The 22282-nt window shown below is 62.2% G+C and carries 24 protein-coding genes and 1 pseudogene; 14 read left to right on the plus strand and 11 right to left on the minus strand.

Going from position 1 to position 22282, the window contains the following annotated elements:
• Positions 1–77: 77 nt before the first annotated feature.
• On the plus strand, positions 78–710 hold the full coding sequence (locus FFS49_RS33985; protein WP_105818500.1) for an NAD(P)H-dependent oxidoreductase: 633 nt from the start codon (positions 78–80) through the stop codon (positions 708–710).
• A 77-nt stretch (positions 711–787) separates the two neighbouring features.
• Here the strand turns inward: FFS49_RS33985 and FFS49_RS33990 are convergent, their stop codons facing one another.
• Positions 788–1405, minus strand: coding sequence for a LysE family transporter (locus tag FFS49_RS33990; protein WP_105818530.1), 618 nt, complete (start codon positions 1403–1405; stop codon positions 788–790).
• Positions 1406–1472: 67 nt separating this feature from the next.
• Here FFS49_RS33990 and FFS49_RS33995 point away from each other — a divergent pair, with 67 nt between their 5' ends.
• A complete protein-coding gene (locus FFS49_RS33995) occupies positions 1473–2396 on the plus strand; it encodes a LysR family transcriptional regulator (RefSeq protein ID WP_105818501.1) in 924 nt (307 codons plus the stop codon).
• 139 nt (positions 2397–2535) lie between these two features.
• Here the strand turns inward: FFS49_RS33995 and FFS49_RS34000 are convergent, their stop codons facing one another.
• Genes FFS49_RS34000 through FFS49_RS34015 form a run of 4 tightly spaced genes read right to left on the minus strand, consistent with a single transcriptional unit; the run spans position 2536 to position 5416 of the window.
• Positions 2536–3171 carry a DsbA family protein gene (locus FFS49_RS34000; RefSeq protein WP_105818502.1) on the minus strand — a complete coding sequence of 212 codons (636 nt, stop codon included), beginning with the start codon at positions 3169–3171 and terminating at the stop codon, positions 2536–2538.
• Between the two features lie 28 nt (positions 3172–3199).
• Positions 3200–4111 (minus strand): oxidoreductase, encoded by a 912-nt coding sequence (locus tag FFS49_RS34005; RefSeq protein WP_105818531.1) that lies wholly within the window; start codon positions 4109–4111, stop codon positions 3200–3202.
• A gap of 29 nt (positions 4112–4140) precedes the next feature.
• Positions 4141–4794, minus strand: coding sequence for an SDR family oxidoreductase (locus FFS49_RS34010; protein WP_105818503.1), 654 nt, complete (start codon positions 4792–4794; stop codon positions 4141–4143).
• A 4-nt stretch (positions 4795–4798) separates the two neighbouring features.
• Entirely contained in the window at positions 4799–5416 is a 618-nt protein-coding gene (locus FFS49_RS34015; RefSeq protein WP_105818504.1) for an NAD(P)H-dependent oxidoreductase, read from the minus strand.
• A gap of 109 nt (positions 5417–5525) precedes the next feature.
• Between FFS49_RS34015 and FFS49_RS34020 the strand changes: the two genes are divergently transcribed.
• Positions 5526–5960: a helix-turn-helix domain-containing protein gene (locus FFS49_RS34020; RefSeq protein WP_071335827.1), complete on the plus strand. Its 435-nt coding sequence runs from the start codon at positions 5526–5528 to the stop codon at positions 5958–5960.
• Positions 5961–6249: 289 nt separating this feature from the next.
• Positions 6250–6954: a hypothetical protein gene (locus FFS49_RS34025; RefSeq protein ID WP_105818505.1), complete on the plus strand. Its 705-nt coding sequence runs from the start codon at positions 6250–6252 to the stop codon at positions 6952–6954.
• Positions 6955–7058: 104 nt separating this feature from the next.
• Here FFS49_RS34025 and FFS49_RS34030 read toward each other — a convergent pair whose 3' ends face one another.
• Positions 7059–8294 carry a hypothetical protein gene (locus FFS49_RS34030; RefSeq protein WP_224755626.1) on the minus strand — a complete coding sequence of 412 codons (1236 nt, stop codon included), beginning with the start codon at positions 8292–8294 and terminating at the stop codon, positions 7059–7061.
• Positions 8295–9678: 1384 nt separating this feature from the next.
• Between FFS49_RS34030 and FFS49_RS34035 the strand changes: the two genes are divergently transcribed.
• The gene (locus tag FFS49_RS34035; RefSeq protein ID WP_046547083.1) at positions 9679–10845 is read left to right on the plus strand and encodes a porin; all 1167 of its coding nucleotides are present in this window, start codon (positions 9679–9681) and stop codon (positions 10843–10845) included.
• A gap of 300 nt (positions 10846–11145) precedes the next feature.
• Here FFS49_RS34035 and FFS49_RS34040 read toward each other — a convergent pair whose 3' ends face one another.
• The 3 genes and pseudogenes from FFS49_RS34040 to FFS49_RS34050 form a co-directional block, all read right to left on the minus strand.
• Positions 11146–11685: a cytochrome b/b6 domain-containing protein gene (locus FFS49_RS34040; RefSeq protein WP_039362493.1), complete on the minus strand. Its 540-nt coding sequence runs from the start codon at positions 11683–11685 to the stop codon at positions 11146–11148.
• Between the two features lie 116 nt (positions 11686–11801).
• Positions 11802–11900: pseudogene (locus FFS49_RS42745) on the minus strand (glutathione S-transferase); the annotation flags it as partial.
• A 205-nt stretch (positions 11901–12105) separates the two neighbouring features.
• A complete protein-coding gene (locus FFS49_RS34050; protein WP_105818508.1) occupies positions 12106–13026 on the minus strand; it encodes a LysR family transcriptional regulator in 921 nt (306 codons plus the stop codon).
• Positions 13027–13130: 104 nt separating this feature from the next.
• Here FFS49_RS34050 and FFS49_RS34055 point away from each other — a divergent pair, with 104 nt between their 5' ends.
• From FFS49_RS34055 to FFS49_RS34080, 6 genes are all read left to right on the plus strand, one after another.
• Positions 13131–14081 carry a 2-dehydropantoate 2-reductase gene (locus FFS49_RS34055; protein WP_105818509.1) on the plus strand — a complete coding sequence of 317 codons (951 nt, stop codon included), beginning with the start codon at positions 13131–13133 and terminating at the stop codon, positions 14079–14081.
• On the plus strand, positions 14078–14470 hold the full coding sequence (locus tag FFS49_RS34060; RefSeq protein ID WP_039347830.1) for a VOC family protein: 393 nt from the start codon (positions 14078–14080) through the stop codon (positions 14468–14470). Before FFS49_RS34055 ends, FFS49_RS34060 begins: the two co-directional genes overlap by 4 nt.
• A gap of 1 nt (position 14471) precedes the next feature.
• Entirely contained in the window at positions 14472–14933 is a 462-nt protein-coding gene (locus tag FFS49_RS34065) for a MaoC family dehydratase (protein WP_105818510.1), read from the plus strand.
• Positions 14930–16144 carry a CoA transferase gene (locus tag FFS49_RS34070; protein ID WP_105818511.1) on the plus strand — a complete coding sequence of 405 codons (1215 nt, stop codon included), beginning with the start codon at positions 14930–14932 and terminating at the stop codon, positions 16142–16144. Before FFS49_RS34065 ends, FFS49_RS34070 begins: the two co-directional genes overlap by 4 nt.
• Positions 16145–16151: 7 nt before the next feature.
• A complete protein-coding gene (gene aroE / locus FFS49_RS34075; RefSeq protein ID WP_039347822.1) occupies positions 16152–16991 on the plus strand; it encodes a shikimate dehydrogenase in 840 nt (279 codons plus the stop codon).
• Positions 16992–17238: 247 nt separating this feature from the next.
• Positions 17239–17571, plus strand: a complete 333-nt coding sequence (locus FFS49_RS34080; RefSeq protein WP_105818512.1) for a cupin domain-containing protein — start codon at positions 17239–17241, stop codon at positions 17569–17571.
• 161 nt (positions 17572–17732) lie between these two features.
• Here the strand turns inward: FFS49_RS34080 and FFS49_RS34085 are convergent, their stop codons facing one another.
• On the minus strand, positions 17733–18032 hold the full coding sequence (locus FFS49_RS34085) for an H-NS histone family protein (protein WP_039347818.1): 300 nt from the start codon (positions 18030–18032) through the stop codon (positions 17733–17735).
• A gap of 281 nt (positions 18033–18313) precedes the next feature.
• On the opposite strand from FFS49_RS34085, the gene FFS49_RS34090 reads away from it, so the two are divergent.
• Both FFS49_RS34090 and FFS49_RS34095 read left to right on the plus strand, forming a co-directional pair.
• On the plus strand, positions 18314–18802 hold the full coding sequence (locus FFS49_RS34090; RefSeq protein WP_105818513.1) for a RidA family protein: 489 nt from the start codon (positions 18314–18316) through the stop codon (positions 18800–18802).
• Positions 18803–19340: 538 nt separating this feature from the next.
• Positions 19341–19592 carry a hypothetical protein gene (locus FFS49_RS34095; protein ID WP_105818532.1) on the plus strand — a complete coding sequence of 84 codons (252 nt, stop codon included), beginning with the start codon at positions 19341–19343 and terminating at the stop codon, positions 19590–19592.
• Between the two features lie 63 nt (positions 19593–19655).
• Here FFS49_RS34095 and FFS49_RS34100 read toward each other — a convergent pair whose 3' ends face one another.
• Positions 19656–20768, minus strand: coding sequence for a histidinol-phosphate transaminase (locus FFS49_RS34100; RefSeq protein WP_105818514.1), 1113 nt, complete (start codon positions 20766–20768; stop codon positions 19656–19658).
• A 410-nt stretch (positions 20769–21178) separates the two neighbouring features.
• Here FFS49_RS34100 and FFS49_RS34105 point away from each other — a divergent pair, with 410 nt between their 5' ends.
• Positions 21179–22264 carry a helix-turn-helix transcriptional regulator gene (locus tag FFS49_RS34105; RefSeq protein ID WP_224755625.1) on the plus strand — a complete coding sequence of 362 codons (1086 nt, stop codon included), beginning with the start codon at positions 21179–21181 and terminating at the stop codon, positions 22262–22264.
• The last annotated feature ends 18 nt before the right edge of the window (positions 22265–22282 follow it).

The following is a 22282-nucleotide window of genomic DNA, read 5'->3' on the forward strand; positions in this document are numbered from 1 at the left end:
GATCCGATAGGCTGCGAAGTGCAGTGGGCGACCGCGCATCCCGCGCATCGCCGTCACTTTCGGCAAGGACCGGTTTCATGACACGTGTGCTGTATATCGAAGGCTCACCCAACAAGGACTACTCGGCATCCATCGACGTGTGCAATGCCTTTCTCGATGCGTACCGGCTCGCCCATCCCGATCACGAGATACAGAAGCTCGACATCTGGAACCTGGCGATACCCGAATTCGACGAAGCCGCGCTCGCCGCGAAATATGCGGGACTGAGCGGCAAGGCGTTGACGCCGGCTCAGGCGGCGGCATGGCAACGGATCGAGCAGCTCGCGGCGCCGTTTCACGAAGCGGACAAGCTCCTGTTCGGCGTGCCGCTGTGGAATTTCAGTATTCCGTACAAACTCAAGCACCTGATCGACGCGATCTCGCAGAAGGACGTGCTGTTCACGTTCGACGGCGCCGGTTTCGCCGGCAAGCTGGCCGGGAAAAAGGCGGCGGTGGTCTATGCGCGCGGGCTCGGCTATCAGTCGCCGGGCTCGTTTACGCCAGCTGCCGAATTCGATCTTCAGCGTCCGTACATGGAGACCTGGCTCAAGTTCGTGGGCGTGACGGACGTCACCGGGATCGTCGTCGAGCGCACCTTGTTCGGTCCCGACGGAGCGGTCGATCGGAGTCGCGCGATCGACGAGGCCCGCACCATCGCGCGCACGTTCTGACGCTGCCGAACGATGTATCCGGCGCGCCGGCGAAGCGCGCCCGTCGGTTGCCTCGGCGCGTGGCGCGCCGTTTCGAGTCAGCGCCCGCCGCGGGCGATGGCAAGCGCGACGCCGAAGCCCACGAGCAGGCAGCCGAAGGTGCGGTCGATCCAGTGCCGCAGCGCCAGCAGGCGATCGCGGACGGCCGTCGCGGAGAAGCAGAGGGCCACCAGGCTGAACCAGCCGGCATGCGCGACGGCGATGAACGCGCCGTAGCCGATCTGCACGATCAACGGCGTGTCGGGCCGCACGGCCTGCATGAACAGGCTGACGATGAACACCGTGGTCTTGGGGTTCAGCGCATTGGTCAGGAAGCCGGTGCGCAGCGCGGCCAGGTCGGATAGTGGTGCGGCCGGTGCATCCGTGTGCCCGTTGCCGGCCTTCGTCATGAGCATCTTCACGCCGAGGTAGATCAGGTAGATCGCGCCGACCAGCTTGACGGCATTGAAGAGCCACAGCGACTGGCGGATCAGCAGGCCGACGCCCAGCAGCGTGTAGCTCACGTGAACCGTCACGCCGAGCCCGATACCCAGCGCGGTGAGCACGCCCGAGCGGCGCGACAGCATCAGGCTGTTGCGCGTGACCATCGCGAAGTCCGGCCCCGGGCTGATGACGGCCAGCAGTGTGATGGTGACTACAACTATCAGTTCGGTCATCGTCTTGTCCTTGCGATTGATGGCTTGATGGCGCAATCTTATGAGTCATGTTCCATCGGGAAAAGCGATGATTTCTGACCAGAATGGTGAGATTGACTCACAGTCCATTCGCACGAACCTGCCGTCGCTGATGGCGCTGCGTTGCTTCGAGGCGGCGGCGCGTCACGAGAATTTCAGCCGTGCCGCCGACGAGCTGTGCCTGACTCACGGCGCGGTCAGCCGCGCGGTGCGATTGCTCGAGGACGACCTGGGCGTCGCGCTGTTCCAGCGGCGCAGCCGCCGTGTGTTCCTGACCGATGCGGGCCGCAAGCTGGCGCAGGCCGTCCATGACGGGCTGGGGCTGATGCGTCACGCCGCGCAGGAATTGCGTACCGAGGCCGCCCGCGCGCGGCGCTGGGTCCTGTCGTGCGAACCGACGCTTCTGATGCGCTGGCTGATTCCGCGCTGGCCGGATTTTCAGGCGCGGCATGCGGGCGTCGACATTCACCTGGCTGCCGCGGGCGGCCCGTTTTCATTCGACAGCGGCATCGACATGGCGATTCGACGCAATGACTTTGCGTGGCCGGCGGGCTATCACGCGGAGCGGCTGTTCGCGGAGAAGGTGGGGCCGGTCTGCCGGCCGGATAAGGTCGATGCGTGGTTCTCCGCGCGTCGTGGGAGTCGTTCGTTGAAGACGGACGTGCCGCGATTGCACACGCGGACCCGGCCGGACGCGTGGAAGGAATGGGCGGTGGCGGCGAATCAGCCGGCCGCAGGCGGGCGCGGGCAGACGTTCGACCATTTCTATTTCAGTCTGCAGGCGGCCGTCGCGGGGCTCGGTGTCGCCATCGGCCCGTGGCATCTCGTGCGAGACGACATCGAAAGCGGTGTGCTGGTCGCGCCGATGGGATTCGTCGAGGATGGCTCGCATTACTGCTTGTTGACGCCGGAACCGGTGGTGGAGGGGAGTGCGCAGGGGGATGTGCTGGGGTGGTTGAGGGCGGCGGTTTGATGGGGCGTGGTGAATCTCGGCGCAGGCATCGCGATTGGTCGTCCCGGCTCCCGGTATCGCACGCCAGGGTGATCGACGTCGCTACTGCCGTGAATCCGGTGAGAAGGTCCTGTCCGTCTTTGGATTTGTCGAAGCCGCGTCAGAGAGAGACTGCGCCGGAAGCTGCCTGTATCGCCGCGGCAATCTCGTCTTCGCTGCGCCCGCCATTGATGGCAATGCTTCCCCCAAAGACAAAGTGAGGAACCGAACGGACACCGGCATTGGCCGACTTGAGTGCTTCCGCTTCGACGCGACGGTGCTGTTCGGGATCAAGAGCGATGGCGCGCGCCTGATCGCGGTCAAAACCGTAGTCGGCGGCAATGTCGGCCAGCACGTCCGCATCGGCGATGTTCTTCGCTGCGATGAAATAAGCATGGCTGATGGCAACTGCGAGCCTGTGCTGCGTGTCAAGCCCGGCGGCTGCCAGAATCACGGCATGAGCAGCTTGAGTCGGATAGGCCCGGAGCTGGCGACCAAGATCCAGGTCGAAGCCCGAAGCGCGGGCTTCTCGTTCAGGGCGAGTGAAGGCGATTTTCGGATCGGTTATGCCGTAGCGCGAGCGCAGCAAATCAGGAATGTAGAGGCCGCCTGCCGGCGCATCCGGCAGCAGCAGGACCGGATGCTGCCGAATGTCGACGGCCAGGTTGGGGAAACGCTCCGCCAGCACTTTATCGAGACGGTGATGCCCGACGATGCACCACGGGCATGTGATTTCAGTATAGAGGTCTATTTGCATACGACGTTCTCGGGATCCGATCTTCGCGCTATGAACTTGCCGGCAGTTCGGCATCGATTCCGGTCAGTTGAACCGATACGTCCCACAGTCGCCGTGCGAGTTCCGGATTCCGTGCGTCCTCGGACGGTGTGCATTCACCAGAGGGGCCGCGCAATTCGGAAGTTTTCGTCGGCCCGTAATAGCCGCCGGGCTTTATTTGTCCGGTCGCCGCTTGCAATGCACCCCACGCGCCCTGAGCCGGCGTGTTGAAAAACAGCCCGATCAATGACATGGCGGCGTTGCCCCACCAGCTATCGCGGGCTAGGTTGGTTCCAGCAAGGCCAGGATGGCAGGCCACTGCCGTAACAGGCGTACCCGCCGCTCGCAGTCGCCGATCCAGCTCGAAGATGAAAAGCAGATTCGCAAGCTTGCTGGCTGCATAGCGAGGCATCCACTTGTAACGCTTCTTCGCATCAAGATCGTCCCACTCGATCTTCGCGTCCTTGTGCAGACCGCTGCTCGTAACGACGATGCGCGACCCGGATATTTCCGCGAGTTTGGGCAACATGAGCGCAGTGAACGCGAAGCAACCAAGATGATTGACGCCGAATGTCAGCTCGAAGCCTTGCACCGTGTGTTTTAGCTTCGGCCCTTGCACGCCCGCGTTATTGATGAGCACGTCGATGCGCGGTTCCTTTTCGGCCAGTTTTGCTGCGTTCCGCACGCTCGTCAGGTCTGCGAGATCGAGCGGCAGGAATGCGAGATTTGCTCCAGGGGTCTTCAGACGAATCCGGCTGATAGCCGCTTGCGCTTTCGACTCGTCACGGCACGCGAGAAGCACCCTGGCTCGCCGCGCCGCCAACGTACGCGCTATTTCAAAGCCTATGCCGGTGTTGGCGCCGGTGACGATAAAGGTCTTTCCCGATTGATCGGGTACATCGGCATCGGTGAATCCGCTCATGGCGTGAACCTTGTCGAGATGCTGCCGGGTCAATGATCAGCGATGCCGGGCGCGGCACGCACGAACTTCCTGTCGGTCAACTGGTCAACCAGGAACTTCGCAAGATTGCCTCTGGAGAGCTTCATGCCGAGTTTGGTCGTTCCATACCAACCCACATCCACGCTGCCATCGGCGGGGCCATCCTTGAGGTTAGGAATACGTACCAGTGTCCAGTCCAGGTTCGAATTGGCGACCAATTCGCCAGTCGCCTTGATGTCCTCATACCCGTTGCGCGCGATTACCTTGAACAACAGCGCGAACGCATGGGGTTTGAAGGCAAAGCCATCCTTGGGATCGCGATAGGCAGCCGTTGAAATCTGGACAAGACGGCGCACGCCTGCGCGCTTCATCGCGGCGATGATGTTGCTCAAGCCGTGCATGACCGGCTTATCGCCCTGCACCTTGAGACCGTTGGGGCCAAGGGCGCTGATGACCGCATCCGCACCTTGGATGCACTTCGCAATGGCACTCTGATCTTGCAGGTCGCCGACAACAATTTCGATCCTTCCCGCGAACGACGCGAGTTTCTTTGCGTCGCGCGTATAGACCGACAGGTTGTAGCCCTGCTTCAGGGCTTCCTCGATGATGTGCGTTCCGGTCGGCCCGGTTGCACCGAATAGCGCGACGTTTTTTTTCCCGGCCATGAGGTCACGCAGCCTTCGCCAACAAGGCCTTGATGGCCGTTTCGGTGTTGGCGATTGCGGCCTTCGCCGCATCGGGGCCGAAAACCGTGCCTTCGACACGCACCACTTCAACGTCGGTCAGGCCGATGAAACCGAGCAGATGCAGCAAATAGTTGGTCTGGAAGTCGAACGGTGCCCAAGCACCTTCCGAGAACACGCCGCCGGCAGCGGTAACGAGATAGACCTTCTTGCCGGTCAGCAGCCCCTTCGGCCCAGTATCGCCGTAGCCGAAGGTGACGCCCGGCCACGTGACGTGATCGAACCACGCCTTGAGCTGCGAGGGCAGACCGAAGTTGATCATGCCCGAACCGAGCACGATGACATCGGCGACCTTCAACTCATCGACCAGCTCTTGCGCGACCTTCACCGCCTCGACCTGTTCCGGCGTGCGATCTCCGGGCGACGAAATCCGACCCTGGATGTAGGCCGGTGCGATATGGGGTGGAGGATTCGCGGCAAGGTCGCGCACGGTCAGCAGGCCGCCCGTGCGGGCCCGGATGCCCTCTGCGATTTCGGTTGCGAAGCGGGTCGACAGGCTGTCACCCCCGCGCGGGCTGGACGTGACAAGCAGGGTGCGGCTCATGATGGCTCACAGGTATAAAATAAGAACTAAGTCAGATTATTAGCCTGACTTACCAATTCATACGTAGGATGGTATGGTTCCTTCCCTGTCCCCACAAGAAGGCACACGCATGTCACTTAGTCACCCTGAGCTACCCGCCGATATGCCTGCACCGAACGCTGGCGGCTGCCTGGCAACCCGTGAAATCCTGGATCGCATCGGCGACAAGTGGAGCCTCTACATTGTCGCCATGCTGGCCAATGGCCCGCGGCGCTTCAACGAATTGAAGCGCGGCATCGACGGCATTTCGCAGCGGATGCTGACACTGACCTTGCGCGGGCTGGAACGCGACGGACTGATAACGCGAACGATGTATCCAACGATTCCTCCCCGCGTCGATTACGAACTGACTGACATGGGCAGAACGCTGTTGAAGCCTGTCATGGCGTTGGTCAACTGGGCGAGCGAGAATCAGGTCGCCATTGCCGAGGCGCACAAGCGTTTTGACGAGGCGCCGGAGCCAGATCAGGTCTTGATTCAGGGCGTTGTCTACCAGCGTCGATAAACGTGCCCGGGCCGCAGGCGGTCAATCAGCGTTCTCGAGAGCGGCCATTCGAAAACGCATCAGGCCCCTCTGAAAGCCGGTTTATGGCCACGACCGACTTGGGCGAATAGCCCATTTGAAGACATTGCCGGGCAATGGCCCGTGACCAGCCTGGTCATTCACTCCAAGCGCCGCCGCCTCGACGTCAATCGCCGCCGGCCTTGCCCCCTGGCCGATTTTCGCCGACGTGATCAGGCTGAATCGTTACAATCGCGCAGATCCCCCCTATCGACAGCGTCGAATTCGAGACATGCTGACTTCCTATTTCTGGAGCGGCGACACCATCCGCAGTCGACGCGTAAGTGACATCGTTCTATCAGGCACGGTCGACGTGCCCGTTCCCTCCGCACGCGTGCTTGCAGACTGGGACAGAGAAACATCGTCGCGACTCGTCCTGGAACCCGGGGACGTCGAGGCCATGCCTTTGGCGCGAACGCAAGCGCGCTGGCCGGACTATAAGCGCTGCGTGCAGGCAATGTCCGACTGGACGTGCGCACTGGGACTGCCCAACGTGCTTGCCTCCAGTGACGTAGCCCTCATGGCCTGTCGTGGCGCGAAGTACCACCATGACGGTGCGCAATATGGCGGCGCGGCCTTCTGCAATCTATTCCTGAGCGACGACCGGGGGCTGGACTTGCATTTTCCCGCTACGGGCCATCGCATTCCCCTGACCCGGGGGACAGCCGTGATATTCGATACCGGCCAGCCTCATGGCGTCATTCAGCGCCGCAGCAGCGGCTTTGATGCGGCCGACTTCGCGACGGACCGGGATTGCGTCCAGATATTCCTGACCTGGGAGCTTCCCATCGAAGATGTCCATGTCGGGCAAGCACTCGAGGTAGTCTTCGACATCGCCCCTTCGACCTCGCTGCACCTCGATGAGGAGCAAGTCTGGTCGAACGGCGCACCAGCCGCCGTGTGTCCGGAATCTGGTCGCTGGTACCGGGTTGACTGATTGTTCGGGTATACACGTTCCCAATGAGCGTTACCGCAAAGGAGGCACGTGCAGCGCACGTTTCGCGTTGACGCCAGCGGCTCATTGGCGCCGACGCGAAACCATCAAGGTGCGTATCGCGATGAATAACTCCCGGCGCGCGCGGCCAGTTGAGCTTGTCGTTCTGACGCGGTGACGTACTTCGTTGTCGCGGGGAGAACGGTCCGAAGGTCGCTGATCTTCACGAGCTGGGCTGTCGCCGAAGGCCCCTGTGGCGCGGGTGTCGCCGGCAATCCTTGCCAGCGCAGGTTGAGAAAGCCCTGATGCAGACCTACGGTATCGACCCAGTTGTAAACGCCCGGGTCCGTCGGGGACACCACGAACGTGTAGGTGCCATCCGGGTTGGCCACCGCTTGGGCGTTGTTCAACGTCTGGGTGTGATTGATATAGTCGGTCGTGATCGTCCAACGTCCATAAGCTGGCGCTATGAAGTATTTGGCCCCGCCGAGGTTGACGTTCACGACCAGTGCTTCATCATCGGCAAGCTGAAAAGCGGAATAGGTCGCCGCCTGATTTGCAAGGCGTCCGCCCGAGCCGCCAAGTGATGGCGCTGGAAGCGTATTGACAGCCTGCGCATATCCCAGCGCATTGAAGGCAGCGAAGGAGGCGCCGGCACCCGGCTTCTGCAGCGTCGCCGCGAGGGTCTGCGCGACCGCCTGAGCGGATAGCGGTTGCGCCGAGACCGACGGGACCCGCTGTATCGCCAGACTGTTGAACTGTTGCACGCCCCATTCGGTGATCGTATCTCGAACGAAGAGCGACGCCGCTCCCGAAGCGAGCGGGATGGCATTGCCATTCCCTGTTGCGGTCGAGGTGGCGTTAATGACGTAACTGCCGTCCGCGGTGGTGACGAGCTGGTCGCCCGGCAAATTGAAGACCGTCGCGCTTGCGCTGTTGTAGACGCTGAAATTGAAATCGACCGGCTTTTGCGCGTGGACCTTGCCCGTCAAGACATAGCTCGACGCCGGGTCAACCGGAATGCGGCGATAGATGGTGTCCGGGTTGTCAAATGTCGTCCGCGAGCCTGGCACGTTCATTCCGTACCAATTGTGCGGAGCCGCGAGAATCGATACCACCTTCGGCGCGCTGGGATCGCCTGCGGCAATCGCCAGCGCCACAGAAAAAACAGCTTCGTCGACGGCCTGATCGATGTTCGTCAATGCCTCACTGGATACCCCGCCTTTTGCTTGAGCCGCTGCTAGCCAGTTGGCTTTCAACGTGGCTTTTGCCGCAATGACGGAAGGGTCCGCTACCGCGGTGATCGCGAGTTTCTCTGCTGCCAGTTGATCTGGCGTCGCCAACGGGTTCTGGCTATCTGCAGTAATCGAACTGTTTCCCCCTCCGCACGCATCCAGGAGGAACGGAAGTACGGCAAGTGCTAGTAGACGTCTATTGAACATATGGGGCGTGTGTTTTTTCTAAATATTCGAAAACGCATGGGCGCGCCCAATCTATAGGTCGTGATAAAGCAGGGGAACCAAGAAAAGTGAATATGAAAATCCATTTTCCGGCTTTGCCGCGTGTTTTCGATCCGACAAGTCAGGGCCGCTCCCATTGCCCGGTTCGGAGTCCGCATCGGCCGGCTCAATGAGCGTCCTCGAAAGACGCCAGACTTCGATACACCGGCTGAGCGCTTTCATCAATTCGTTGCATCGACGGGTTGAATCCGCAAGAAACCTGCGCCACTTGAATGTCCATCCGATCGATGTGTTGAGCTTCGCATACTGGCCGAATGCAGTCCGACGAAGAGCGGCGGACGGTGACGTCGAGGGTGATGGACGCCGATGGGGGATGCGAGTCGTCGCCAACATTCAACGATTGGTACTGTCAGCGGGTTCATGCCTGCCTGTCGTAGCGATCGACCGCTTCACTGCGGATTTCGAAGTGAGGTACTGGAGGCAGCCAGGCGCTCCTCCCAATAGGCCATTTCAGCCGGTTCGATTCCGTGCATCTGCGTGCAGGCACAGATCTCCCTGGTGCATTACCTTGGCGCCGGTTTCTATTAGGGTAATCCCGATAAAGCTAAGGGTTATCAGACGCGATTAACTTATATCAAACAAATTTTGACGACGATTTATGTTCCTGATATGGTTTTTCGCACCTGCAAAGCGCGTCCCGGCTGCGTTGGTGCGTGGCGAAAGGGTTCGCGCCCGTCGCCAGCGGCTGGCCGGCCGCTCGATCGATCTGCGAGCGAGTTGGGTACGCTCAGACCGTTTGTCGTCGCGGGTGGAGCGTGGTCCGCTTTCGTCATCGCTGACCGCGCTCACGGGTAGTGCGTGGGCCTGGACCATCGCAATGGAGTACTTCTTCGAAATGCCATCGGAGAAACGTTCGGCTTAGCGCGGTAATCCGCTTGAGTTTTCGGCATTGTGGAATCGGCACACGACCCATCCACGGTGCCGCATGGCTCGGGCAACAGCAAAAGCAAGGAAGCGGCTTTCGTCCGGTCGGGACGCCGCGATGGTTCGAATCGATGGCATGCCGGACAGGACGAGATGCGAGGCGCCCTTCGGCATGAAATTTTGAGGATGACGAAATGATCGAGTCAAATATGCCGATCTGACGAACATGAAGCCACCTGTTGCACCCTGAGACGACGTGCAGGCCGTGCGCCGTCATCTGCATTCGAATACGACAAAACCCGTTTCAAACAATCCCGCAACCACTCCTGACAGTGAAAGACAGATGAAAAACAAGAAAATCAAGGTCAGCGTTATCGCTGTTGCCGCCTTCGCAGCATCGTCGGCAGCGATGGCACAGTCGTCGATCACGCTGTATGGCATGCTCGATGCAGGTATCGGCTACACGTCGAACATCAACGGTCACAGTCGGTACGGCCTCGATGGTGGTGCCGCCGGTTCGAACAAGTGGGGCCTCAGGGGAACGGAAGATCTCGGCGGCGGCCTCAAGGCGATCTTCAAGATCGAAAACGGCTTCAACATCGGTACGGGCGGCATTGGCGGCCAGGGGCCTATTGGTTCCACGCGCTCGTTGTTCAACCGCCAGGCATACGTATCCCTCGCTTCCGATCAGTACGGTACCGTGCGGCTGGGGCGCCAGCTCGACGCCGTGACGGAAATGGTTCAGGTCCTGACGGGCGACGCCATTTCGGCGTCGACATTCTCGACCCCGGGCGACGTGGACAACAACGACAACACGACGAACCAGAACAGCGCAGTGAAGTACATTTCGCCGCTGATTCACGGTTTCCAGGCTGAAGGCGCGTACTCGTTCGGCGGCGTGGCCGGTTCGACGGGTTCGGGCCAATCGTGGTCGGTGGCCGCGAACTACGCTCAGGGCGGTCTGACGGTCGCCGGCGGCTACTTCCGAGCTGTCAACCAGGGTGCGAACGGGTGGACGAACGCCACGGCGCAACCCAGTTTCGGTGGTGCGCTGGGCTATCCGAGTTCGGGTTACAACGGCGGGAATGCATTCAAGAGCGCGGGCATCGCGCAAGTCGCCACTCAATACCAGATTGGTCCGTACACGGCTGGCTTGCGCTACTCGAACGCGCAGTACCAGGGCAACGCTGGCCAGCCGTCGATCCACTTCAACGTGCTGGGCGCCCTCCTGCAGTACCAGGTCACCCCGGCACTGTCGCTGGCGACCGGGTACACGTATGTGTACGGTTCTGCGGCCACGCCCGCGCTGGCTGCCGAAGGCCGCACGATGGCGTCGATCAACCAGGTGTCGCTGGGTGCGACGTACTCGCTGTCGAAGAGCACCGCGCTGTACGCGATGGGCGGGTACGTTCATGCCAAGGGCGCTCAGGCTTCCGTCGCCGACTTTGGCAATACCGCATCGGGCGGCAACCAGGTTCAAGTCAACATCGGCATGTACCACGGCTTCTGATCGCCGCGTGGAAGTCCGGAGTAGTGGCTGCACTACTCCGGCACAGCAGCATCCTGCTCGCGGCACTTCACCTCGAGCGGGTGTCGTGAGCTGAAAATTCCACTCATCGATCGTTCGTTCTGCCGGCAGTGACGAAGTTGCTGCATGGCAAGACGATCATCCCGCATCCGCATCCGCATCCGCATCCGCACTCGCACTCGCACTCGTACTCGCACTCGCACTCGCACTGCGTACAGCGGCTGCCGGGATTTCCGATGTTCGAGGGGCCGTTTCGGGCGAACATCAACCGCCGGGTCGCGCTCAGATTCCCATCCGCTCCGCGACACCGTCCCGGTCGACGAACTTGTGTTTCAGCCCGGCCGCGACATGCATGACCAGCAACAGGCCCAGCGTCAGCACCAGCGCGCGATGCAGCGAATCGGTCAGGAGTCGCAGCGGTTCGTCGCGGCCAACCAGCACCGGCAATTCCGTGATTCCGAAGAAGCTGACCGGATGGGCGCCGGCGAGGCGATGCACGTAGCCGGTCAGCGGCACGAGACACAGCAGCAGGTACAGCACGCCGTGCAGTGCGCCGGCGATCCGCGCCTGCCACGCCGGAACGCTGGGCGGCAGCGGCGGCGGGGTATGCGTCGCACGCCACGCGAGGCGGGGCACGGTCAGCATGAAGATCAGGCTGCCGATCGACGCGTGATAGAACAGGATGCCATTGAACTGAGTCGAGTTGTGCGGAAAGGTATCCATGTAGATCCCGATCATCAGGTTCAACAGGATCAGGATGGCGATCGACCAGTGCATGGCGATCGCGAAGCGTGTGTAGGCGACGTGGGTGGGCTGTGACATTGCGGTCTCTCCGTTTCGGTTGGGCGTCGTGCACCGGCTCGTTCGGCGTGGTGAGCGGCCTGACGCCCCGATATACCGGAGCCGGCATGGTTTTATTCCCGCGATACGGATCGATCTGGCGTGGCGTGGTGAAAACATGCGCTGACGGCGTCGAGCCATTCCAGCTCGGCGCGCCTGCTCGACATGTGGATGACACCCTTTTCGCGATCCGTACGAACCCACTACGGGCGTCCGCTGTTCCAGTCGAAACGGACACGGACTGACGGACGCCGGATCCTGCGTCACCGTCAACGACACTTCCCGGCCGCGAGCCGCCCGGCGTGGGTGGCGATCCCCGATCCTGAAGAGGCAACGGGCGACCGGGCGCAATTGTCTGCTTGCGACGGACCGGCAGACGTTGATACCGAAGCCGTAAATCCGTCAGCCTGTAACGTCCGCGCCAGACATGCCGAACAGCCGGGCGACGACCGAACGCAGCCAGCGATTGCCGGCCTCCTGATGGTAGCGCGCGTGCCAGTGTTGCCGAACGGCGAAGCCCGCGACGGGAATGGGGCATGGATGGACCGAAAGATCACTGGCCTGAGCCAGCGTCTCGCCGATATGGCGCGGCAAGGTCGTGATCAGATCGGTGGTCTGCACGATGGCGCCGAGCCCCAGGAAACCGGGCAGTTCAAGCACCACCTGCCGTTCAATGCGCTCGCGCACGAGCGCCTGCTCGAGCAGCGCCGTGCCCGTTCCTCCCGTGATCGCTACATGGCCTTCGGTGCGATACGCGTTGACGCCGAGCCGCTTGCGAATACGCGGATGATGGCGATTCGCAAGGCATACCCAATCCTGCTCGTAGAGCTGTTGCTGATAGATGCCGCCGCTCAGCCACGGCACGTATCCAATCGCAAGATCGGCCTCGCCGGATTCGAGCGCGCGTTCCGTGTTGCCGTCGATCCGCGCAGCTTCCAGGCGCACGCGAGGCGCTTGCGCGCGCACGTATGCGAGCAGGCGCGGCAGCAGCGTCACGTGACTCGCATCGGTCATGCAGATGCGAAAACGTCTCTGCGCGGTCGCTGGATCGAAGTCGATTTCCCAGGCCGAGAAGCGCCGCAACGATTCGAGAATTTCCCGACACGGGCCGATCAGCGCATCTGCTTGCGGTGTGGGCGCCATGCCGCCGGGCGTCCGGATAAAGAGGGGATCGTGCAAATGCTCGCGCAACCGCGCGAGCCAGATGCTGACGGTCGGCTGGCTCTGACCGAGTTGTTCGGCCACGCGCGTGACGCTGCGCGTGTCGTAGAGCAGGTCGAACAATTGCAGCAGCTTGAGGTCGGGCAGATCGGTCGGGATCATCGCAGGTCTCTATTATTGCGTAATGCAATGATGTCATTGTATCCATTGTATTGCGACATGATGCGGCGGCTCCTATCGTGACGTCACACATCAAGGAGACGCTCTTGAAAATTGCCATTCTGGGTGCCGGCGCGCTGGGCTGCGCGATTGGCGCGACACTCACCGAAGGCGGCCACGAGACCTGGCTGATCGACCGCTCGCCCGAGCATGTCAATGCGATGCGAGCTCACGGCCTGCGCGTGGATGACACAAGCGGCACGCGCCAGGTACAAGTCCGCGCGACTACCCGGCCGGACGAAGCGGGGGTGGCCGAGGTCGTGATCGTGCTCGTCAAGTCGTTCCATACCGATGCGGCGATTCGCGGCGCACAAGCGCTGGTGGGGCCTGAAACACGGGTGCTGTCACTGCAAAACGGCCTCGGCCACGAAGACATCCTTGCCGACGCCGTAGGCCGCGAACGTGTGCTCGCGGGCAAGACCTATGTGGGTGGCGTACTGCGCGGCATCGGGCATATCGAGTCGGGCGTCGTGGGCAAGCACACCATCATCGGCGAACTGGACGGACGCGTGACGGATCGCGTTCGACGTATTGCCGACGCATTCAGCAGCGCGGGCCTCGACACGCAGGTAAGCGACAACATCGTCGGCACCATGTGGGACAAGCTGCTCGTGAATGTCGCGACGGGCGCGCTGACCGGCATCACGTCGCTGACTTACGGCCAGCTTTATGACGAGCCGCTGCTCAAGGCCACTTCGCTGGCGGCCGTCGCGGAAGCAATCGCGGCCGCGAAGGCGGCAGGCGTCACACTTTCGATGAACGATCCGGAGCAGGCGTGGTCGCTTGCCGCCGAGGGTTTGCCCGCTGCGTTCAAAACGTCGATGCTGCAAAGCCTCGAAAAAGGTTCCGTGACCGAAATCGACTTCATCAACGGCTCGGTCGTGCGCTGGGGCGCGCGTTACGGTGTGCCGACGCCCGTCAACGCCACGCTGGTTGCGTGCATCAAGGGCATCGAGCGCGCGATGGTCGACCGCCGGAAAGCGGAGGCGCAAGCATGAGCCAGCCGAAAGCCTATCTCGAACACGTCGCCGTCTTCGTGAGCGACATCCACTGGCACATCCGCTTTTTCGAGGAGGTGTTCGGCATGACGATGCGCGAGGTCGACGGCACGACCGAAGCGCCGCGCCAGTACTGGACGCTTGGCGGCATGCAGTTCATCCACCAGCCGGATTTTTCGGGCCCCGAAGGGAGGCTTGGCCATCTGGGCATCATGTGCGAGGACGTCGAAGCGTCGCTTGCCGCCGCCCGCCGCTACGACGTGCAGCCCATGCCGCAAGGTGCGAACTGGTTGCGTTTGCCCGATGGCCTTGCCGTCGAATTCATTCAGGCGAAACCCGTGCGCTGCGTGGAGCAGGCGCTCGCCATCGATCCGCGCGCGGAGGCATGACATGACCATCGTCGAAAAATACTGGGACGACGCACGCGAAGGCGACGAATGCGTGAGCCCGAGCTACACCGTCACGAAGGAGCGCATTCTCGCGTATGCCGATCTCACGGGCGATTACACCCCTGTGCACGTCGATGAAGCGTATGCGAACGCGAGCCACTTTGGCTGCCTCGTTGCGCATGGACTGTTTGGTCTTTCGATTGCCGATGGCCTGAAGACCCGGAGCGATTATCGCTTTGTGCCGGGCATGTCGCTGGGCTGGAGCTGGGACTTCGTTCTGCCGATCAAGGTCGATGACGTGCTGCATGTGAAGTTTCGCATCGGCGCGATGCGCCCGAGCAAGAGTCGCCCGGACTGGGGCATCGTGACGCTTCCGTCGGAGCTGATCAATCAGCATGGCGAAGTCGTGCAACGAGGCGAGCATCGTCTGATGGTGCCGCGCCGGCCGGGAGCTGAACGATGAAACAGGCTCGTCCACTCGAAGGGATACGTGTCGTCGACTACAGCCACTTTCTCGCGGGTCCGTATGTGGGGCGTTGCCTCGCGGCGCTGGGTGCGGAAGTGATCAAGGTCGAGCGACCCGGCGGCGGCGACGCGGGGCGCCAGCACGCGACCGTGCTCGACGATCGCTCGAGCGGCTATTTTCTGCAGCTCAATATGGGCAAGCGCGGCGTCAGCGTGAACATGAAGGACCCGCGCGGAAAGGCCTTTATGGAGCGGCTCTGCGATTCGGCCGACGTATTCGTGGAGAATTACCGGCCCGGCGCGCTCGACAAACTCGGGCTGGGCTACGAAGCGCTTTCCGCGCGCAATCCAGGGCTGGTCTACTGCTCCATTTCCGCGTATGGCCACACGGGGCCGGACGCCCATCGCGCGGGTTTCGGACTGATCGCCGAGGCCAAGAGCGGCATCATGCAGATGGTCGGCACGCCGGGCGACCGCCCGCCGCTACTGCGTATTTCGCTCGGAGACATGTACACGGGCATTCACGCGGTCGCGGCCATCAATGCGGCACTGCTCGGCCGCGTGAAAAGCGGGCGAGGGCAGCACATCGACATGGCCCTTTACGACACGCTCGTCTCGATGCACGAATATGCAGTGCAGTGCTACACGCTTGCCGATGTGCTTCCCGAACAGACCGGGCACGACATGCCCGGCTCGACGCTTTATGGCGTGTTTCGCGCGACCGATGGCGATCTGGTGATCGCCGCGCAGGTGGACGATGCCTGGAAGCGCTTCGCGTCGCTGATCGAAGCGAACGGCGGGCCCCGCGGCTTCGGCGCCGACGAGCGGTTTCACAATAGCGTGGGACGCAATGCGCATCGGCTGGAGATTCTCGGCGTGGTCGAGCCGTGGGTGGCCGCGCGCACGGTGACGCAGATTCTCGAGCTGCTCGACGGCATCGATGTGCCTTGCGCGAAGGTGCAACGTATCGACGAAGTGATTGCCGACCCGCAAATACAGGCACGCGGCATGATCGTCGAACAGGAGCATCCGCGTTACGGCACGCTGCGCTTGCCGAATCTGCCGTTCCGGTTTTCCGGGTGCGATACCACGATCCGCGAAGTTGCCCCCGATCTGGGGCAGCACAATACCGAAGTCGCGCAATCGCTGGGTTTCACGCCCGCCGAGATCGATGCGATGCAGACCGATGGCGTGCTGTTCGACAAGTGAGGCGACGATGAGCGATACCTATGCGGTGATCGGCAATCCGATTGGCCATACGAAATCCCCGCTGATTCATGGTCTTTTCGCCGAAGCGACGCAACAGGCGATGCACTACACGGCCATCGAAGGGCCGTGCGAACCGGATGATGCGTTCGCGGTAACGGTGCGGAACTTTATCGCGGCCGGCGGCAAGGGCATGAACATCACGGCACCGTTCAAGCTGGCGGCATTCGACATGGCCGATGAGCGCAGCGAGCGCGCGACGCTCGCAGGCGCGGCGAATGCGTTCAAGTTCGAGGGGGATCGGATTCTCGCGGAAAACTTCGACGGCATCGGTCTGCTGCGCGATATCGAGGTGAATCTTCACACGCCGCTCGCGGGCAAGCGTGTGTTGCTGCTCGGTGCCGGCGGCGCGGCGCGCGGCGCGTTGCTTCCGTTCCTGGGCGCGGGCCCCGCGCAACTGGTGATGGCGAATCGTCACGTCGAGAAAGCGCAAGCGCTGGCATTGCAATTGGCTTCGTACGGCCCGATAACGGCGTGCGCTTACGGGGAACTCGACCGCATGGGGCGCTTCGATCTGGTGGTCAACGCGACGTCCGCGAGCCTGACAGGCGATTTGCCGCCCGTGCCGCCCGGCGTTTTCAGCCCGCATGGTACGGCTTATGAACTGGCCTATGGCAAGCGCCTCACGCCTTTCTTGCGACTGGCGCGCGATGCGGGGGTCGCCGGCGTAGCCGATGGTGTCGGCATGCTGGTGGAGCAGGCGGCGGAAGCCTTTGCGTGGTGGCGCGGCGTGCGCCCCGAGACGCAAGCGGTGATCGACCTGCTTACCGTTCCGCTGGATCGAGTGTGAACGGGCGGCGGTATGAAAGCATGCTGATGTTGACGGCATCAATCACAGCACGTTCGGTGAGCGAGATCCCGAACAGTACGGGAGCTCGCTTGAACGGATTGATGCCCGATTGCAGGCACGCGACACGCTACGATGCGCTTTCCGACGAAACGAGTCAGCGTCGACGGTGATCGTTAGACTACGGTGAATATTGCGCGTCACTCAACGCGCGATTCCTTCCACCGACGATCATCGACGAGGCCGCCCCATGCACCTTCAAACCGGCAACCTGTTCACCACCGAAGGCCAGCGCGGCGACGATGAACAAATCGACCTCCTTGTCACCGGGCAGCGTCTGAACGTCGAGCGAATCGTATCGATGGGGCACGCGAGCCCCGACGGCTTCTGGTATGACGACTCGCGCGCCGAATGGGTCGTGCTGCTATCGGGCGCGGCCGTACTCGAATTCGAAGCAGGCCCGGCGCGTCATGAAATGCATCCCGGCGACTACGTGCTGATCGAGCCGCATTGCCGTCATCGCGTCGCGTGGACGCACGAAGAAACGCAAACCGTCTGGCTTGCGATCTATTACGAACGTTGAATCGGGAAAGATCGGGCAGCACGCCATCCGACGCGTAGCGTGCAACCACGCGCCGGATGGCACAAACCTTCACCGTACCGGAGCGGCTTTAATACCGCCGGTATCGATGCTCAAATAGCAGGACGGCGCGCCAGAGTGCGCGCCGGTGCGCGTCGAGAATCTTATTCCTGGATCAGGAATCGATTGCGATTCTTCGCGTCCTTGATCCATGCGGGCGCGCGACCGCGGCCCGACCAGGTTGCTCCGGTCTTCGGGTCGCGATACTTTGCCTGCACCGGGGCGGACGCTTGCTTGGCCGGTCGACCACGACGCGTACCGAAAATGTCTTTCTCGGTAATGCCGAATTCCGCAACTTTGGTGCGGATGTCGTCGACGATCGCCTGGAATTCCGCAGCACGTGCAGCTTCGGCTTTCTCGGCCAAAGCTTCCATTTGAGCTTTCAGTTCCTTGTACGTTGCCATATATCACTCTTCAGGTTGAGTACACATATGATAGCGTTTTCAGCGGAAAATTTTGAGCAAATTCTCGTCGACTACGAGATTTGGCATCGATAAAGCGATGCTGGACTGCTTCGAACACCTGAAAAGTGTGTCATGTATGAGAAAACGTAGAGGATTACCCGGAAACTTTTAACGGCAGCGGCACGTCTCTTTGATCGTTCGCGGCGGGATTTCTTCCTCGAGACAAGCGGGCGAGGCTTAATTATTTTTTACATTTTTCTGAAGTATCGGGGGATTCACTGATGAACCGAGACGATAAGCTGACCCAGGTCGCGGCCGAATTCGGCTTCAATCCGGACGAGGAAATCAGGATTGGCGGAAAGTACACGCCCATTCTGGTCGACGGGAATACGGCCTACGTTGCCGGCCAGATTCCGCGGATCGGCGACGTGGTGCATTTCGTGGGCATAGTGGGGGAATCCGTTTCGCTCGACGAAGGTCGCCGGGCCGCCGGCGTATCGGCGCTGCGTGCGTTGTCGTTGATCAGGAAGCACTGCGGCACGCTCGACGCGATAGCGACAGTGCCGCGCATCACCGTCTATGTGCGAAGCGCACCCGGCTTCACGATGCAAAGTGAAGTCGCCGATGGTGCATCCGACATGTTGTATGCGGTGCTTGGCGACGCAGGCGTTCATACGCGTACGTCGGTCGGTGTGCTGCAATTGCCCAAAGGGGCTTCGGTGGAGGTCGATTTCATTTTCGGGCTGAAGCATGGCGATGTCGGTATCTGACTTCAGCGGGCCGTGTCTCTCAAGTATGTAGTTCCACGAAACATTTCGACACCCGATGCACGACACGCCTGCTGGTGAAGGCGCGCGCCAGCAATGCGGAAAGCAAAACGTGCACACGGCAAATGTCCGCCTCGTGCGTGCCGGTCGGTCATGCGCCGGACGCGCGTGGAGTCGAGGTAGTCAGCTGATCGCGATTTTGCTTCAGCCGGCAACCGCATGCCTTCCGCGCGACGTCCGACGACCTGGAAATGCCGGAAACACCGCCCGGCCGATATCGCCCCGCATCTCCATTTTGGGAGATGTCATCGCCCAACAGTAAGCCTACGATTGACCACAGGGCATCGGGGCCGGAAGTCGTCAGAACATTCGGACAGGCTCCCCATTCCGTATCGAAATCAGCAAATGCCCACGCGGTTTATTGACACAGCTTCTGCGTACGATGGCGACAAACGTGTGCGGTGAATGCTTTGCACCGCGACACGATGGCGCGTTGATGACGGAAGGCCTGCTGTCGTATTTCGGGGGAATTTCAATCATTATGCTGGCGCGAGACTATGCAGAACGAGAGCTCTCTCACATTCAGAGAATGGTGGCTCTCCTGGACAGCGAGACGAACGCTGACGATGTGTCGATGTCGGGTGCGGGGCGCGTGCGGCATCCGAGCTACTGGCGCGGGCGAATCGAGGAACTGCTGTCGACGCCCGATGTGCCGCGCCACGTCAGGACGCTCAGCGAAGCGGTGCTCGCGAAGATCAACGCGATGGAAATGCGGTTCGCGACGATGAAGTAAGCACATCGTCGGATACGGCGCGGGCATGCGCTTCGTCGCATCATCGACCGGATGGCCGGTCGTTTATTCGAGCGCCATCACGTCAAGCAGCGCAGCACGAAACGCGGCCATCTCCGCGCCGGTGCCGATCGACACGCGAAGATACGCCGGCGGCCCGGACTCCCGGATCAGGACCCCGTGACGCAGGAGTCCGCTCCAGATCCGGTGCCGATCCGCAAACTCGCCGAACATCACGAAGTTGGCGTCGGAATCGGCCACCGTCAGGCCCAGGCCGCGCAGCCATGCGACGGTCGAATCGCGCTCGGCCTTGATCGCCTCCACTTGTGACAGCATCTCGTCGCGTGCGGCCAGCGCCGCGCAGGCCGCCGCCTGGGTGAAGGCGGACAGGTGGTAGGGCAATCGAACCCGCTTCAGCGCTTCGACGATCGCAGGCGCGCACGCGCAATACCCGACGCGGCCGCCCGCGAACTTGAACGCCTTGCTCAGCGTGCGGGTGACGATGAGCCGAGGGTGGTCCGGCAGCAGCGTCACCGCGCTGGGGACGCCGCGACGCCGGAATTCCGCATAGGCTTCGTCGACGACGACGATGCCCGGCGCGACGTCGAGTATCGCGCGGATGTCGTCGACTGGCAGCGCGGTGCCGGTCGGGTTGTTCGGCGACGTCAGCAGTACGACGCTCGGCTGGTGCTCGCGGATGCTGTCGAGCGCCTGATCCAGATCCAGCGCGAAATCCCGGGTGCGCGGCAACGTATGCAGGCGCGTGAAAGTCGTGCGGCAGTATTCGTCATACATGGGATACGCGGGCGTAAAGGCCAACGCCGAGCGCCCGGGGCCGCCGAATGCCTGCAGGATCTGCTGGATCACTTCATTCGAGCCGTTGGCCGCCCAGATGCGCGATGCGTCGATCGTCACGCTGGTGTCGTGCGTCAGATACGCCGCCAGATGCGCGCGCAGCTCGGCAAAATCGCGATCGGGATAGCGGTTCGCCGCGCGCGCGGCGTCCGCCACCGCGGTTGCGATGCGCTCGACGAGCGCGGCCGACGGCGGATAGGGGTTCTCGTTGACGTTGAGGCGGACCGGCACATCGAGCTGCGGCGCCCCGTACGCGTGCTGCGACTTGAGGTCGTCGCGGAGCGGTAAATCCGGCAAGGCGATGTCTTTCCAGGGCTGTTGCATTGAAAACACTCCGTACGGGTTCGAATGATCGGCGCAGTCCGCTTTCAAGGCGGCAAAAAACAAAAAAGGCGCCGGAGGCGCCTTGGTTGTCGTCTTGATCGGGCATTCACCCGATGCAATTGCTAGATGCGAAACGAGCCACGGCGCAACAGAGGGCGTCCGTGGTGATGGTGCAGCGAGAGCGTGGTGTTTCGAATCGTCATGCGCTGCATCATGGCATACCGTGATCCGGATGAAAAGCGGGCGGCATCGTGCGTGCCGGAATGACGGCCATTACGTCTGATGATAAACGGTAACAAACGTGGTATTTCGATCAAACGCGAACGAGTGATTTAAACGCGCGTGCCGATTGACTAAGATGCGCAGAAGACGTTCGACAACAACGCACGGCGCGGGGTGGCCAGATGCAAATGAACGGGTTGATTCCATCCGCATGGATCGATGACGTCTACGCTGCGGCGCTGGGCGATCAGCGATGGGAAACGGTGCTGGACGGGCTGCGATCGTGGGTCGGCGTGCGCATGGTCACGCTGCTGTCTTTCGACGACGCGGCGCGGGTGCCGGCGATCGAGCAGGCGGCGGGTGACGACGCGTCATGGGTCGCCGCGTGTCATCACACCTACAACACCGAGTTCTATCGGTACGACCCGGTCGTGCCGGTCGCCGCCGACTGGCCGGCGGGCCGCTGGTTCGAGGACGTCAAGCACCTGACCGCGCACCAGCGCGCGCACAGCGCGTTCTATCAGGAATTCCTTCACCCGTTCGGGCTCGGCAGCATCTCGGGCCTGTACATCCATCGCAGCGAGGGCTCGGGCGCATTCCTCAGCGTCCAGGGCGGCCTCGAATCGCAGGGGCTGTCCGACGATCAGCGCCATGCGATCGAAAACATGGGGATGCACATCAGCCGCGCGCTGCAGATCCAGGCGCGGATCGGCGAGCTCGAGGCGCGCGTGGCCGCCGCCGAATCGGTGCTCGATGCGATTCCGGTGCCGGTGTTCCTGCTCGGCGCGCAGCGTGAGCTGCGCTACACGAATCGCGCGGCCGATCAACTGATCTCGGCGGAACCGGCGCTGCGGGTCGTGAACGGGCGATTCGCGCCGGAAGGCTGCGTCGACGACGCGCAATGGCGGCACGCGCACGCGCGCGGCGGGCTGTTGTTACGGCGCACGACGGGCGAACCGCTGCCGCTGGCGCTGATGCCGGTGCCCGAACAATCGCGCCTGATGCGCGAGCGGCCGGGCGTCGCAACGCTGATGACGGCCGCCGACCTGCGTTCGCCGTCGGCCCGCGCGCAGCGGCTGCGTGTGTTCTACGGGCTGTCGTCGGCCGAGGCTGATCTTGCCGTGCTGCTGTGTTGCGACGGGTTGTCGCCGCAGGAATGCGCCGGGTTGCGCGGCGTGTCGATCGGCACGATCCGCACGCAGATCAAGTCGATCTACGCGAAGACGGCGGTGGCGCGGGCGGCGCAGCTGACGTCGCTGGTTATGCAGACGTAAGGGGGCGGGGGGGCGTAG

The sequence above is a fragment of the Burkholderia sp. 4NA327C6 genome (assembly GCF_005502655.1).
Classification (GTDB): Bacteria; Pseudomonadota; Gammaproteobacteria; order Burkholderiales; family Burkholderiaceae; genus Burkholderia; species Burkholderia contaminans.